11 protein-coding genes and 1 other annotated feature are annotated in these 15,624 nt (G+C 34.3%); all 11 genes read left to right on the plus strand.

Annotation, left to right across the window (positions count from 1 at the left end):
• Positions 1-8: 8 nt before the first annotated feature.
• The 11 genes from nusG to tuf all read left to right on the plus strand — a co-directional run bounded on the left by nusG (position 9) and on the right by tuf (position 15,301).
• On the plus strand, positions 9-551 hold the full coding sequence (nusG, locus tag QOZ84_RS15290) for a transcription termination/antitermination protein NusG (RefSeq protein ID WP_284133795.1): 543 nt from the start codon (positions 9-11) through the stop codon (positions 549-551).
• A gap of 41 nt (positions 552-592) precedes the next feature.
• Complete coding sequence (gene rplK, locus QOZ84_RS15295; protein ID WP_284133796.1) at positions 593-1,018, plus strand: 50S ribosomal protein L11; 426 nt, start codon at positions 593-595, stop codon at positions 1,016-1,018.
• 76 nt (positions 1,019-1,094) lie between these two features.
• Positions 1,095-1,793 (plus strand): 50S ribosomal protein L1, encoded by a 699-nt coding sequence (gene rplA, locus QOZ84_RS15300; RefSeq protein WP_284133797.1) that lies wholly within the window; start codon positions 1,095-1,097, stop codon positions 1,791-1,793.
• A 51-nt stretch (positions 1,794-1,844) separates the two neighbouring features.
• Positions 1,845-1,975, plus strand: a sequence feature (ribosomal protein L10 leader region).
• A gap of 45 nt (positions 1,976-2,020) precedes the next feature.
• Positions 2,021-2,524, plus strand: coding sequence for a 50S ribosomal protein L10 (gene rplJ, locus QOZ84_RS15305; RefSeq protein WP_026899721.1), 504 nt, complete (start codon positions 2,021-2,023; stop codon positions 2,522-2,524).
• A 77-nt stretch (positions 2,525-2,601) separates the two neighbouring features.
• Positions 2,602-2,961 carry a 50S ribosomal protein L7/L12 gene (rplL, locus tag QOZ84_RS15310; RefSeq protein WP_284133798.1) on the plus strand — a complete coding sequence of 120 codons (360 nt, stop codon included), beginning with the start codon at positions 2,602-2,604 and terminating at the stop codon, positions 2,959-2,961.
• A gap of 354 nt (positions 2,962-3,315) precedes the next feature.
• Positions 3,316-7,065, plus strand: a complete 3,750-nt coding sequence (gene rpoB, locus QOZ84_RS15315; RefSeq protein ID WP_284133799.1) for a DNA-directed RNA polymerase subunit beta — start codon at positions 3,316-3,318, stop codon at positions 7,063-7,065.
• A 41-nt stretch (positions 7,066-7,106) separates the two neighbouring features.
• On the plus strand, positions 7,107-10,595 hold the full coding sequence (gene rpoC, locus QOZ84_RS15320; protein ID WP_284133800.1) for a DNA-directed RNA polymerase subunit beta': 3,489 nt from the start codon (positions 7,107-7,109) through the stop codon (positions 10,593-10,595).
• A 307-nt stretch (positions 10,596-10,902) separates the two neighbouring features.
• Positions 10,903-11,325 carry a 30S ribosomal protein S12 gene (gene rpsL, locus QOZ84_RS15325; RefSeq protein ID WP_284133801.1) on the plus strand — a complete coding sequence of 141 codons (423 nt, stop codon included), beginning with the start codon at positions 10,903-10,905 and terminating at the stop codon, positions 11,323-11,325.
• Positions 11,326-11,447: 122 nt separating this feature from the next.
• Positions 11,448-11,918 carry a 30S ribosomal protein S7 gene (gene rpsG / locus QOZ84_RS15330; protein WP_026899716.1) on the plus strand — a complete coding sequence of 157 codons (471 nt, stop codon included), beginning with the start codon at positions 11,448-11,450 and terminating at the stop codon, positions 11,916-11,918.
• 47 nt (positions 11,919-11,965) lie between these two features.
• Positions 11,966-14,032: an elongation factor G gene (gene fusA / locus QOZ84_RS15335; RefSeq protein WP_284133802.1), complete on the plus strand. Its 2,067-nt coding sequence runs from the start codon at positions 11,966-11,968 to the stop codon at positions 14,030-14,032.
• 75 nt (positions 14,033-14,107) lie between these two features.
• Positions 14,108-15,301, plus strand: a complete 1,194-nt coding sequence (tuf, locus tag QOZ84_RS15340) for an elongation factor Tu (protein ID WP_284133793.1) — start codon at positions 14,108-14,110, stop codon at positions 15,299-15,301.
• Positions 15,302-15,624 lie beyond the last annotated feature (323 nt).

Below are 15,624 nucleotides of genomic sequence, written 5' to 3' on the forward strand. Positions count from 1 at the left end.
AAAATAATATGTCGGAATTACAAGAACCAAGATGGTATGTTGTACATACTTATTCAGGACATGAGAATAAAGTTAAAGCTACCATAGAAAAAGCTGTCAAAACAAGAGGTATGGAAGATCACATTACTCAAGTGGTTGTACCAACTGAAGATGTGGTTGAAACTACTAAAACAGGAAAAGAAAAAACTAGACAACGTAAGGTGTTTCCTGGTTATGTCATAGTTAAAATGGTAATAACTGATGAATCTTGGTATGTCGTAAGAAATACTAAGGGTGTTACTGGATTTGTTGGACCTGGGTCTAAGCCAGTAGCGTTAAGTGAAGACGAAGTTATAACTATGGGGATAGAATTAACTGAACCTAAAATAGCGAGTAACAATATCGATCTAGAAATAGGGGATACTGTAGAAGTTGCTAAGGGTCCATTTAGTGGACAAATAGGTACAGTTGAAGAAATCAACCTTGAGACAAAAGAAACAAAAGTTTGTATAGATGCATTCGGTAAGAAAACTCTATTTGTTGTAGAGTTCGATAGCATACAAAAAATTTAATTGCTATATTAATTATAGAAACAAAATAAGGAGGTCCGCAAATGGCTAAAAAAGTTATAGGTCAAATAAAATTACAAATACCTGCAGGGAAAGCTACTCCAGCTCCACCAGTTGGACCAGCATTAGGACAACACGGTGTTAACATAATGGGATTCACAAAAGAATTCAATGCTAAGACTGCAGATCAAGCTGGAATGATAATACCAGTTGTTATAACTGTATATCAAGACAGATCATTCTCATTCATAACAAAAACTCCACCGGCTGCAGTATTATTAAAGAAAGCTGCTGGTTTAGATTCAGCTTCTGGAGAACCAAACAAGAAGAAGGTTGCAACTTTATCTTCTGCTAAAATAAGAGAAATCGCTGAATTAAAAATGCCAGACTTAAACGCTGCATCAGTAGAAACTGCTATGAGTATGATATCTGGTACTGCAAGAAGTATGGGTATCGTTGTAGAAGACTAATTAAAATAATTAGACACTTCTTTATAGAAGTGGGAGGTTTAATAAACCGAATAAAACCACAAGGAGGACATTTAAAATGGCTAAAGTAGGAAAAAAATACGCTCAAGCGTTAAGTAAAATAGACAGAACTAAGTTATATGATGCTACAGAAGCATTATCATTAGTTGTAGACGTTGCTACTGCAAAGTTTGATGAAACTGTAGAAGCACACATAAAGTTAGGTGTTGACTCAAGACATGCTGACCAACAAGTAAGAGGTGCGGTAGTATTACCTCACGGAACTGGTAAAACTAAAAGAGTTTTAGTTTTTGCTAAAGGTGAAAAAGCTAAAGAAGCAGAAGCTGCTGGAGCTGACTTTGTAGGAGCTGAAGATTTAGTTCAAAAAATACAAGGTGAAAACTGGTTTGAATTTGATGTAATAGTTGCTACTCCAGATATGATGGGTGTAGTAGGTAGATTAGGTAGAGTATTAGGACCTAAAGGTTTAATGCCAAACCCTAAATCAGGAACTGTTACTTTCGATGTAGCTAAAGCTATAGATGAAATAAAAGCTGGTAAAGTTGAATACAGATTAGATAAAACTAATATAATTCACGTTACAGTAGGAAAAGTATCTTTCGGTGGAGAAAAATTAACTGAAAACTTTGCTGCATTAATGGACGCTATAATAAAAGCTAAGCCATCTGCTGCTAAAGGACAATACTTAAAGAGTGTTGCAGTAACATCTACTATGGGACCTGGTGTTAAAATAAACCCAGCTAGAATAGCAGAATAATAAAACTGTTGACATAGATAATCATAAATGTTAATATAACATTTGTTGATATAAAAAAGAATAGATTTGCCGTAGACAGTAGGTGCTGTAAAGCTTAAAATTCCTACCGAGGTTTTAGATAAATTGAAATTACTAAAGCTTTTGTTGTCTTATTTTGACTCAGAAGCTTTTTTAAATGAGATTGCGGCGAATACTAAACCTATTAGGTGAAGGAGGTGCACAATTAGATGAGACAAGCTATAGAAGTTAAATCACACGTTGTTACTGAAATAGTTGAGAAGTTACAAAAATCTTGTGCTGCTGTTATAGTTGACTATAAGGGATTAACAGTTGAAGAAGTAACTGAACTAAGAAAGAAAATGAGAGACGCTGGTGTTGAATATAAGGTATACAAAAACACTTTAGTAAGAAGAGCTGCTAAAGAGGTTGGTATAGAACAATTCAATGACGAGTTATTAGTTGGAACTAATGCGATAGCATTCGGATACGAAGATCCTGTTGCACCAGCTAGAATATTAAAAGAATTTATGGATTCTCATCCAAAAATGCAATTAAAGATGGGTGTAGTAGAAGGAGAATTCTACAACGAAACTCAAATAGTTGAGTTCGCTAACATACCATCAAGAGAAGTTCTTCTTGCTAAATTACTTGGAAGCTTAAAAGCTCCAGTATCAAACTTTGCATACTTAGTAGATGCAATAGCTAAGAAAGCTGAAGGACAAGAAGCTTAATTGTCAATTTAGTGAAAATTATTATATAATTTTACATTAATATTATTAAAACGAAAAAAAATGCGGAGGTGCTTAAAATGACAATAGAACAAATATTAGAAGCTATAGAAAACATGAAAGTTTTAGAATTAAACGAATTAGTTAAAGCTGCTGAAGAAAAATTCGGTGTATCTGCTTCAGCTCCAGTAATGGTTGCTGGTGCTGCAGGTGCTGCTGCTGAAGAGAAAACTGAGTTTGATGTAATATTAACTAACTGTGGATCTTCAAAAGTTGGAGTTATAAAAGCTGTTAGAGAAATAACTGGATTAGGATTAAAAGAAGCTAAAGAAGTAGTTGATAACGCTCCTAAAGCTGTTAAAGAAGGAGCTTCTAAAGAAGAAGCTGAGCAAATGAAAGAAAAATTAGAAGCTGCAGGTGCTTCAGTAGAAGTTAAGTAGTTTTCTTTAAAAAGATGTCCCAAGGGACATCTTTTTTATTCTAAATGATTTTTATAAAATTAAGTTATATATTTATAATAGATAAGATGTTGAACAACATATTTAAAGATATATTAACTTGAATAGATGGAGTCTTTTGACTTCTTTTTTTATGTAATAAGAAAATATGTGAAAAAAAAGAATTTTACATTGGTATTTTGTGCATAATAAATAATGCATATTTTGTATCGAAAGTGAAATAAAAAGATTAGATGCAAGTTACATATTGAAAAATACTTGACATTATGATAAAATTGTTAGATGCGTTAGAATAAACTATGGTTTTATTTTTAATTATTGAGAGGTGAAAAGTGAATGCCACATCCTGTCACGATAGGTAAAAGAACTAGAATGAGCTTTTCTAAGATAAAGGAAATAGCTGATGTACCAAATCTTATAGAACTACAAGTAGATTCATATAAGTGGTTTATTGAAGAAGGTTTAAAGGAAGTATTTGAGGACATTTCACCAATAGAAGATTATACAGGTAATCTTATATTAGAATTTGTTGATTACTCTTTAGACGATAAACCTAAATACGATATAGAAGAATGTAAAGATAGAGATGCTACATATTGTGCACCTCTAAAAGTTAAAGTAAGACTTATCAATAAGGAAACTGGGGAAATCAAAGAGCAAGAAGTTTTCATGGGAGACTTCCCGTTAATGACAGAAAGAGGAACTTTTGTAATTAATGGTGCTGAGAGAGTTATAGTAAGTCAATTAGTTAGATCTCCAGGCGTTTATTATGCCCAAGAAAGAGATAAAACAGGTAAAAGATTAATATCATCTACTGTTATTCCTAACAGAGGTGCATGGTTAGAATACGAAACTGATTCTAATGATATTATATCTGTAAGAGTTGATAGAACTAGAAAACAACCAGTTACGGTTTTATTAAGAGCTTTAGGAATAGGAACGGATGCAGAAATAATTGATCTTCTAGGTGAAGATGAGAGATTAGCTGCAACTTTAGAAAAAGACAACACTACTACAGTTGAAGAAGGTTTAATTGAGATATACAAGAAATTAAGACCAGGTGAACCTCCTACAGTAGAAAGTGCATCATCATTATTAAATGCTTTATTCTTTGATCCAAAGAGATATGATTTAGCTAAAGTAGGTAGATATAAGTTTAACAAAAAACTTGCTCTATGTTACAGAATAATGAATAGAGTATCAGCTGAAGATATAGTTAACCAAGAAACTGGTGAAGTATTCGTTAAAGCTGGTGACAAAATAAGTTATGACGTAGCTAAAGATATACAAAACTCAGGCATTAATGTCGTTACTTTATTAATGGGTGATGAAAAAACTGTTAAAGTTATAGGGAATAATTTTGTAGATATCAAATCTCATATTAGCTTTGATATAGACGGATTAAATATAAAAGAAAAAGTTCACTATCCAACTTTAAAAGAAATAATAGAAGAGTATAGTGACGAAGAAGAAATAAAAGAAGCTATAAAATCTAGAATAAAAGAACTTATACCAAAGCATATATTATTAGATGATATAATCGCTTCTATAAGTTATGAATTCAATATATTCCATAAAATAGGGAATATAGATGATATAGACCATTTAGGAAATAGAAGAATAAGATCAGTTGGTGAGTTATTACAAAACCAAGTGAGAATAGGTCTTTCAAGAATGGAAAGAGTTATAAAAGAAAGAATGACAGTTCAGGATATGGAAGCTATAACGCCACAAGCGTTAGTTAACATAAGACCTGTTTCTGCAGCTATAAAAGAATTCTTTGGAAGCTCTCAGTTATCTCAGTTCATGGACCAAACAAACCCATTATCTGAATTAACTCATAAGAGAAGATTATCAGCATTAGGACCAGGTGGACTTTCAAGAGAAAGAGCTGGATTCGAAGTGCGTGACGTACATCATTCTCACTATGGTAGAATGTGTCCTATAGAAACTCCAGAGGGACCAAACATCGGTCTTATAAACTCATTAAGTACTTATGCTAAAATAAATGAGTTTGGTTTCATAGAATCACCTTACAGACAAGTAGACAAAGAAGCTGGAAGAGTTACTAATGAAATACAGTACTTAACAGCAGACGAAGAAGATTTATTCATAAGAGCCCAAGCAAATGAGCCATTAGAAGAAGATGGAACTTTTGTAAACAACAGAGTTGTGTGTAGAACTAAGAACGGTGCAGTAGAATTAGTTTCAGTTAACAAAGTTGATTTTATGGATATCTCTCCAAAACAAGTTGTTTCTATAGCAACAGCTATGATACCATTCTTAGAAAATGATGATGCCAACCGTGCGCTGATGGGATCAAACATGCAACGTCAAGCAGTACCTTTAGTGAGAAGAGAAGCTCCAATTATAGGTACAGGGGTTGAGTATAGAGCTGCTAAAGATTCAGGAGCAGTTGTAGTTGCTAAGAATTCAGGTATAGCTGAAAGAGTAACAGCTGATGAAATGGTAATAAAAAGAGAAGATGGAAATAGAGATAGATATAAATTACTTAAATTTAAACGTTCTAACTCAGGTACTTGTATAAACCAAACTCCTATAATAGAAAGAGGAGATCGCATAGAAAAGGGTGACGTAATAGCAGATGGACCAGCTACAGACTTAGGTGAAGTAGCATTAGGAAGAAACTGTTTTATAGCATTCATGACATGGGAAGGTTATAACTACGAGGATGCCATCTTAATTAACGAAAGATTAGTTAAAGAAGATAGATTATCAACAATTCATATTGAAGAATATGAATCAGAAGCTAGAGATACTAAATTAGGACCAGAAGAAATAACTAGAGATATACCAAACGTTGGAGAAAGTGCTACAAAGAACTTAGATGACAGAGGTATAATAAGAATAGGTGCTGAAGTAGATTCAGGAGACATATTAGTTGGTAAGGTAACTCCAAAAGGAGAAACTGAGCTTACTGCTGAAGAAAGATTACTTCGTGCTATATTTGGAGAAAAAGCTAGAGAAGTTAGAGATACTTCACTTAAGGTTCCTCATGGAGAATCTGGTATAATAGTTGATGTGAAGATATTCACTAGAGAAAATGGAGACGATTTATCTCCTGGTGTTAATGAATTAGTTAGATGTTATATAGCTAAGAAGAGAAAAATAAAAGTTGGAGATAAAATGGCTGGACGTCATGGTAATAAAGGGGTTATCTCTAGAATATTACCTGAAGAAGATATGCCATTTATGGAAGACGGAACTCCTCTTGATATAGTTCTTAACCCTCAAGGTATACCATCTCGTATGAACATCGGACAGGTGTTAGAAGTCCACTTAGGACTTGCAGCCAATACTTTAGGATGGCATGTTGCTACTTCAGTATTCGATGGAGCTAAAGAAGCAGACATAAGAAGTGCTTTAACAAAAGCTGGATATCCAGATGATGGAAAAGTAACTTTATACGATGGTAGAACAGGTGATACTTTTGACAATAGAATAACAGTAGGATACATGTACATGCTGAAACTACATCACTTGGTTGATGATAAGTTACATGCAAGAAGTACAGGACCATACTCATTAGTTACTCAACAGCCACTAGGTGGTAAAGCACAATTTGGTGGACAAAGATTTGGAGAGATGGAGGTTTGGGCTTTAGAAGCATACGGAGCTGCTCACATACTTCAAGAGATACTTACTGTTAAGTCTGATGACGTTGTAGGACGTGTTAGAGCATACGAAGCAATAGTTAAGGGAGAGAATATCCCTGAACCAGGAATACCAGAATCATTTAAGGTTCTTATAAAAGAACTTCAAAGTTTATGCTTAGATGTAAAGGTATTAACAGAAGAAGACCAGGAAATAGAAGTTAGAGAATCTTTAGATGTAGATGACTCTACTGGTGAATTTGAGTTAGACATTATAGATAATATCCAAGAGATGGAAGAAAATCATATAATAGAAGAAATCGAAGACGATTTCGAAAAAGTAGAAGTAGAAGTAGAAGTAGAACCGATAGCAATAGAAGAAGCTGAAGTAGTAGAAAGCATAGATTTCGAAGAAGACATAGTCTATGAAGAAGAAATAGACTTTGAGGATACTGAAGACTTTGATGCATAAATTTTATTAATGTAAATATCAAATAGAAGGGAGAGAACTCCTTGTTTGAATTAAACAATTTCGAGTCGATAAAGATAGCATTGGCTTCTCCAGAAAAAATAAGACAGTGGTCTAGAGGAGAAGTAAAAAAGCCTGAAACTATAAACTACCGTACACTTAAACCAGAGAAAGATGGTCTTTTCTGTGAAAGAATATTTGGACCTCAAAAAGACTGGGAGTGTCACTGTGGTAAATACAGAAGAGTAAGATACAAAGGTGTAGTTTGTGATAGATGTGGAGTAGAAGTAACAAAAGCTAAGGTAAGAAGAGAAAGAATGGGACATATAGAGCTAGCAGCTCCTATGTCTCATATCTGGTACTTCAAAGGTATACCAAGTAGAATGGGTCTTTTACTTGATATGTCTCCTAGATCTTTAGAAAAAATATTATACTTTGCATCATATGTTGTAGTTGATTCAGGAGAAACTGGATTAAATACAAAGCAACTATTAACAGAAAAAGAATATAGAACTGCTGTTGAAAAGTATGGATATAATACTTTCACTATAGGTATGGGTGCTGAAGCTGTAAAACAATTATTACAAAATATTGATTTAGAGCAAGAAAGCAAAGATTTAAGATCGGACTTAAAAGATAGCACTGGACAAAAAAGAGTTAGAACTATAAGAAGATTAGAAGTGGTAGAAGCATTCAAAAAGTCTGGAAATAAACCAGAGTGGATGATAGTAGAAGCTATACCAGTTATACCTCCAGATTTAAGACCTATGGTACAACTTGATGGAGGAAGATTTGCAACTTCTGATTTAAATGATTTATATAGAAGAGTTATAAATAGAAATAACAGATTAAAGAGATTATTAGAGCTTGGAGCACCGGACATAATAGTAAGAAATGAAAAGAGAATGCTTCAAGAAGCTGTAGATGCTTTAATTGACAATGGTAGAAGAGGTAGACCTGTAACAGGACCTGGTAATAGACCACTTAAGTCATTATCAGACATGTTAAAAGGAAAGCAAGGACGTTTCCGTCAAAACTTACTTGGTAAGCGTGTTGACTACTCAGGACGTTCAGTTATAGTCGTTGGACCAGAACTTAAATTCTATCAATGTGGTCTTCCAAAGAAAATGGCACTTGAATTATTCAAACCATTTGTTATGGATAAACTAGTTAAAGAAGGGCATGCACATAATATAAAAAGTGCAAAGTCTATAGTAGAAAAAGTTAAACCAGAGGTTTGGGATGTTCTAGAAGACGTTATAAAAAGTCATCCAGTACTTCTTAACCGTGCACCTACTCTTCATAGATTAGGGATACAAGCATTTGAACCAATATTAGTTGAAGGAAAAGCTATAAAGTTACATCCACTTGTATGTACAGCATACAATGCTGACTTTGATGGTGACCAAATGGCAGTTCACGTTCCTTTATCAGTTGAAGCCCAAGCGGAAGCAAGATTCTTAATGTTATCTATTAACAATATACTTGCACCTAAAGATGGTACTCCGATAACTACTCCTTCTCAGGATATGGTTTTAGGATGTTACTATTTAACAATAGAAGCTCAAGGTGGAGAAAAAGGAACAGGTACAACATTTAAGGACTTCAATGAATTATTACTTGCTTATCAAAATAATGCAGTTGAATTGCACTCATTAGTAAAGATGAGAATAATACTTGAAGATGGTAGAAGATCAATTGTTGAAAGTACAGTTGGTAGATTTATATTCAATGAACAAATACCTCAAAACTTAGGATTTGTTGATAGAGAAAAAGATCCATTTGGATTAGAAGTTGACTATTTAGTTGATAAAAAATCTTTAGGTGTAATAATAGACAAGTGTTTTAGAAAACATGGAAATACAGATACTGCTGTATTACTTGATTATATAAAATCACTAGGATTTAAGTATTCTACAAGAGGTGGATTAACAGTTGCCGTTGCAGATATGACAATTCCAGAAGCTAAACAAGGTTACGTAACTTTAGCTGAAGAAAAAGTTGATAAGTATGAAAAAGCATATAGAAGAGGTCTAATATCTAACGAAGAAAGATATGAAAGAGTTATAGAAACTTGGACAGAAACAACTGAAAAAGTTACAGATGCTCTTATGGAAGGTTTAGACAGATTAAATAATATATATATAATGGCTCATTCAGGAGCCAGAGGATCGAAAAACCAGATAAGACAGTTAGCTGGTATGCGTGGACTTATGGCCAATGCATCTGGTAAAACAGTTGAAGTTCCAGTTAAATCTAACTTCCGTGAAGGTTTATCAGTAATGGAATACTTTACATCTTCACATGGTGCTAGAAAAGGTCTTGCCGATACTGCACTTCGTACAGCCGATTCAGGTTACTTAACAAGAAGACTTGTTGATGTCAGTCAAGATGTTATAGTAAGAGATGTAGACTGTGGAACTACGGATACAACAGAAATCTTTGCAATAAAAGATGGAAATGAAGTAATAGAAGTACTATACGATAGAATGGTAGGAAGATACACTATAGATGCTATAGTACATCCAACTACTGGAGAAGTTATAGTAGAAGCTGATTCTATGATTCAAGAAGATGAAGCTGAAAAAATAGTAGCATCAGGAATAGAAACAGTTCAAATAAGAACGGTTCTTAATTGTAGAACAAACCACGGAGTTTGCTCTAAGTGTTACGGTAGAAACCTTGCTACAGGTAAGGAAGTAAACATAGGTGAAGCTGTAGGTATAATAGCTGCTCAATCAATAGGTGAGCCAGGTACACAGCTTACAATGCGTACATTCCATACGGGTGGGGTTGCCGGTGGAGATATAACTCAAGGTCTTCCAAGGGTTGAGGAATTATTCGAAGCCAGAAAACCAAAAGGTTTAGCGCTAATTACTGAAGTTGCTGGTAGAGTTGAAATAGATGAAACTGGTAAGAAGAAGGAAATAGCTATAGTACCACAAACAGGAGAAACAGAAATATACGCAATACCTTACGGATCAAGATTGAGAGTTAAACAAGGACAAAAGGTTGTAGCTGGTGAAGCTTTAACTCAAGGTTCTATAAACCCTCATGATATAGTAAGAGTACAGGGTATAGGTGGGGTTCAAGAGTATATAGTTAAAGAAGTACAAAGAGTTTATAGAATGCAAGGTGTTGACGTTAACGATAAGCATATAGAAGTAATTGTAAGACAGATGCTTTCTAAAGTTAAGGTTGAAGATCCAGGAGATACAGATTTATTACCAGGTGGATATGAAGATGTATTAACATTCAATAAATGTAATGAAGAAGCTATGGCTCAAGGATTAAGACCAGCTGTTGCGAAGAGAACTTTACTTGGTATAACTAAGGCATCTCTTGCTACAGAATCATTCTTATCAGCTGCATCATTCCAGGAAACTACAAGAGTATTGACAGAAGCTGCTATAAAAGGAAAAGAAGACCATTTAATAGGTCTGAAAGAGAATGTTATAATAGGTAAGTTAATACCAGCAGGAACTGGTATGAAGAGATATAAAAACATAGCTGTTGAAAGAATAGAAGACTAGAATCGAAAGTTAAACCTTTATACTTATAAAGAAATCTTGACATAGATTATGTCTGGTGATAAAATGTAAAAGTGTGCAATTGAAAGTCGGTTAAGAGCTTATATAAGTTCTTAATTACTTTCGATTGAACTTTTAATAAATAATAATAGTAGCACCAAACTGCAAAGAGCTAAAACCACATAAAATGTGTGTTAATAGACATTTAATTGTAAAGTAACGGAAGTTACTATAAATACTCAATATGATTTCATATTGATGTAGTTGGCGGTCATAAAGATCGAAAATTTTGAAAAAGGAGGTGCATGTCATGCCAACGATTAACCAATTAGTTCGTAAAAAAAGACAAGCAATAGAGAAAAAATCTACTGCTCCAGCATTACAAAAGGGATATGATTCTTTACACAAGAAATCTACTGATGCAAGTGCTCCACAAAAAAGAGGAGTTTGTACTTCAGTAAAAACAGTTACTCCTAAGAAACCTAACTCAGCTTTAAGAAAAGTTGCAAGAGTTAGATTAACAAACGGAATAGAAGTTTCTGCTTATATACCAGGTGAAGGCCACAACTTACAAGAGCATAGTGTTGTTCTTATAAGAGGAGGAAGAGTAAAAGACCTTCCAGGGGTTAGATACCATATACTTAGAGGTACATTAGATACTGCAGGTGTTGATAAGAGAATGCAATCAAGATCTAAGTACGGTGCTAAGAGACCTAAAGCTGCAAAAAAATAGTAAAAACTAACAATTGATTATACGTGCGGTGCTTTAAATATATAGATATTTATGGCATCACGGCATTTTAGTTATGTCGAGTACCTATGATTTAAGATTTAATAATTAAGGAGGGAAGCAAAATGCCAAGAAAAGGTAATGTTCCAAAAAGAGAAGTATTAGCTGATCCAATGTATGGAAGTAAAGTAGTTACTAAGCTAATAAACAATTTAATGATGGATGGAAAAAAAGGAAAGTCTCAAGCAATAGTTTATGATGCTTTCGCTATAATAGCTGAAAAAACTGGTGAAGAGGCTGTTGAAGTATTCAACAGAGCTATGGAAAACATAATGCCAGTTTTAGAAGTTAAAGCTAGAAGAGTTGGTGGAGCTAACTACCAAGTACCTATAGAGGTTAGACCTGAAAGAAGACAAACTTTAGGTTTAAGATGGTTAGTAAACTACACTAGAGCTCGTGGAGAAAAAGGTATGGTTGAGAAGTTATCTAAAGAGATAATGGACGCTGCTAACAACACAGGAGCTTCAGTTAAGAAAAAAGAAGATACTCATAAAATGGCAGAAGCTAATAAAGCATTTGCTCATTATAGATTCTAATTGTAAGGTACAGATACCTTTAAAAGGATATCGTAAGGAGGAGAACCATGGCTAGAAAGTTTCCTTTAGAAAGAACTAGGAATATAGGAATCATGGCTCATATAGATGCAGGAAAAACTACTACTACAGAAAGAATCCTATTCTATTCAGGGCAAACTCATAAGATCGGAGAAACTCACGAAGGAGCTTCTCAAATGGACTGGATGGAGCAAGAAAAGGAGAGAGGTATAACAATTACTTCTGCTGCTACTACTGCTACTTGGAAAGACCATAGAATAAATGTAATAGATACTCCAGGTCACGTAGACTTCACTGTTGAAGTTGAAAGATCTTTAAGAGTTCTTGATGGTGCAGTTGCTGTATTCTGTGCTAAAGGTGGGGTTGAACCTCAATCTGAGAATGTATGGAGACAAGCTGATAACTACGGAGTGCCTAGAATGGCTTTCGTAAACAAGATGGATATCATGGGTGCAGATTTTTATAATGTTGTACAAATGATGAAAGATAGATTAGCTGCTAATGCAGTTCCAGTTCAATTACCAATAGGTAAAGAAGACTGGTTAGAAGGTGAAGTTGACCTTGTAGAAATGTGTGCTCACGTTTACAAGGATGACTTAGGAGTAGAAATAATAAGAACTGAAATACCAGAAGATATGAAAGAATTAGCTGCAGAGTGGAGAGAAAAGCTTGTAGAAGCTGTTGCCGAAACTGATGAAGAATTAATGATGAAATATCTTGAAGGTGAAGAGTTTACTACAGAAGAAATAAAAGTTGCATTAAGAAAAGCTACTATAGCTTGTGAAATCAACCCAGTATTCTGTGGATCTGCTTACAAGAACAAAGGAGTTCAGTTATTATTAGATGGTGTTGTTGATTACTTACCAGCTCCAACTGATATAGCTGCTATAAAAGGTGTATTAGAAGATGGAGAAGAAGAAGAAAGACATTCATCTGATGAGGAGCCATTCTCAGCTTTAGCATTCAAGATAATGACTGACCCATTCGTTGGGAAGTTAGCATTCTTCAGAGTTTATTCTGGAGTAATATCTAGTGGATCTTATATCTTAAACTCTACTAAAAACAAGAGAGAAAGATTAGGACGTATACTACAAATGCATGCTAATACTAGAGAAGAAATAACTGAAGTATATGCAGGAGATATAGCTGCTGCTGTTGGATTAAAAGAAACTACAACTGGAGATACTTTATGTGATCCAGCTAATCCGATAATACTTGAGACTATGGAATTCCCTGAGCCAGTTATATCTGTTGCTATAGAGCCTAAGTCAAAAGCTGCTCAAGAAAAGATGGGTGTAGCTCTTCAAAAGTTAGTTGAAGAAGATCCGACTTTCAGAGTTAGAACTGATGAAGAAACAGGACAGACTATAATATCGGGTATGGGTGAATTACACTTAGAGATAATAGTTGATAGATTATTAAGAGAATTTAAAGTTGAAGCTAACGTTGGAGCTCCACAAGTTGCTTACAGAGAAACTATAACTCAACCAGTAGATATTGAGTACAAGTACTCTAAGCAATCAGGTGGTAGAGGACAATATGGTCACGTTAAGATCAGAGTTAATCCTCAAGATCCAGGTCTTGGATATACATTCACAAACAAAACTGTTGGTGGATCTGTACCTAAGGAATATGTTGGACCAACTGATGCAGGTATACAAGGAGCTATGGCTGCTGGTGTAGTTGCTGGATTCCCAGTTGTTGACGTTGCTGTTGAATTATATGATGGTTCTTACCATGATGTCGATTCATCAGAGATGGCATTCAAAATGGCTGGATCTATGGCTATGAAAGAAGCTTTAAGAAAAGGTAACTCTATATTACTTGAGCCTTACTTCAAAGTTGAAGTTGTTACTCCTGAAGATTATATGGGAGACGTTATGGGTGGATTAAACTCTAAGAGAGGTTTAATACAAGGTATGGAAGCTAGATCTGGTGCGCAAATTATAAATGCATTCGTTCCACTTTCAGAAATGTTTGGATACTCTACTGAGTTAAGATCATCTACTCAAGGTCGTGCAACTTACACTATGATATTTGATCATTATGCACAAGTTCCAGCTTCAGTTGCTAAGAAGATATCTGAAGGTAAATAATAATTATAAAAAAATAAAATAAGTAAGGTGAGGTATACCTCGCCTTACATAAATATATATAGGAGGTATTTCAAAATGGCTAAAGCTAAATTTGAAAGAAATAAACCACACGTTAATATAGGAACTATAGGACACGTTGACCATGGTAAAACTACATTAACTGCTGCAATAACTAAAACGTTATTCGACAGATATCAATTAGGAGAAGCAGTAGACTTCGCTAATATAGATAAAGCTCCAGAAGAAAGAGAAAGAGGAATCACAATATCAACAGCTCACGTTGAGTATGAAACTCCAAACAGACATTACGCTCACGTTGACTGTCCAGGACATGCTGACTACGTTAAGAATATGATAACAGGAGCAGCTCAAATGGATGGTGCTATATTAGTTTGTTCAGCAACTGATGGACCAATGCCTCAAACAAGAGAGCATATACTATTATCAAGACAAGTTGGGGTACCTTACATAGTGGTATTCTTAAACAAATGTGACGTAGTAGATGACGAAGAATTATTAGAGTTAGTTGAAATGGAAGTAAGAGACTTATTAAACGAGTACGAATTCCCAGGTGATGACACTCCAATAATCCAAGGATCTGCTTTAATGGCATTACAAGATACTTCTTCTACATGGGGAGATAAAATAATAGAATTATTCGAGCAAATAGATACTTATATACCAGAGCCAGAAAGAGATGTTGATAAAAACTTCTTAATGCCAGTAGAAGATGTATTCTCTATAACAGGTAGAGGAACAGTTGCTACAGGTAGAGTAGAAAGAGGAGTATTAAAGGTTCAAGATGAAGTTGAATTAGTCGGTTTATCTGAAGAGCCAAGAAAAATGGTAGTAACAGGAGTAGAAATGTTCAGAAAATTATTAGATCAAGCACAAGCTGGAGATAATATAGGAGCATTAATAAGAGGGGTACAAAGAAACGAAATCGAAAGAGGACAAGTATTAGCTAAGCCAGGAACAGTTAAAGCACATACAAAATTCATGGCAGAAGTATACGTTCTTAAAAAAGAAGAGGGTGGAAGACATACTCCATTCTTCGATGGATACAGACCACAGTTCTACTTCAGAACAACAGATGTTACAGGAGCTTGTAAATTACCAGAAGGAATAGAGATGGTAATGCCAGGAGATAACGTAACTATGGCAGTTGAGTTAATAAACTCAATATGTGTTGAAGAAGGATTAAGATTCGCAATAAGAGAAGGTGGAAGAACAGTAGCATCAGGTGTTGTTGCTTCTATAGTTGAGTAATTTCTTATATACGATTAATCAATAGATAAAAGAGGGGGCTTAGCCCTTTCTTTTTTTGTTTTCATTAAAAACTTTAAATAGTAATAATATACTAATTATATTTTGTTGACATTTGTCACTAAATTTTATATACTAAGTTAGTGCCTTAATAGAGAAGACAATCAAGTTTATAAAAAAATCTACATAATAAAATAAATTTTGTAAATTGATAAAAAAAACTTGAAAAAATGTAAATAATGATATAAAATATAATAGTGTGCTTGAGAGATACGAAATAAACTAAACAAATCTTAGTTAAGAGCGACCGAATGCCGGTTGTAGAA

The sequence above is a fragment of the Romboutsia sedimentorum genome (assembly GCF_030131845.1).
Lineage (GTDB): Bacteria > Bacillota > Clostridia > Peptostreptococcales > Peptostreptococcaceae > Romboutsia_D > Romboutsia_D sedimentorum.

Bases quoted from the DNA above. Each gene is read 5' to 3' on its own strand.
- nusG (WP_284133795.1), top strand. From the start codon at position 9: ATGTCGGAATTACAAGAACCAAGATGGTATGTTGTACATACTTATTCA.
- rplK (WP_284133796.1), top strand. From the start codon at position 593: ATGGCTAAAAAAGTTATAGGTCAAATAAAATTACAAATACCTGCAGGG.
- rplA (WP_284133797.1), top strand. From the start codon at position 1,095: ATGGCTAAAGTAGGAAAAAAATACGCTCAAGCGTTAAGTAAAATAGAC.
- rplJ (WP_026899721.1), top strand. From the start codon at position 2,021: ATGAGACAAGCTATAGAAGTTAAATCACACGTTGTTACTGAAATAGTT.
- rplL (WP_284133798.1), top strand. From the start codon at position 2,602: ATGACAATAGAACAAATATTAGAAGCTATAGAAAACATGAAAGTTTTA.
- rpoB (WP_284133799.1), top strand. From the start codon at position 3,316: ATGCCACATCCTGTCACGATAGGTAAAAGAACTAGAATGAGCTTTTCT.
- rpsL (WP_284133801.1), top strand. From the start codon at position 10,903: ATGCCAACGATTAACCAATTAGTTCGTAAAAAAAGACAAGCAATAGAG.
- rpsG (WP_026899716.1), top strand. From the start codon at position 11,448: ATGCCAAGAAAAGGTAATGTTCCAAAAAGAGAAGTATTAGCTGATCCA.
- fusA (WP_284133802.1), top strand. From the start codon at position 11,966: ATGGCTAGAAAGTTTCCTTTAGAAAGAACTAGGAATATAGGAATCATG.
- tuf (WP_284133793.1), top strand. From the start codon at position 14,108: ATGGCTAAAGCTAAATTTGAAAGAAATAAACCACACGTTAATATAGGA.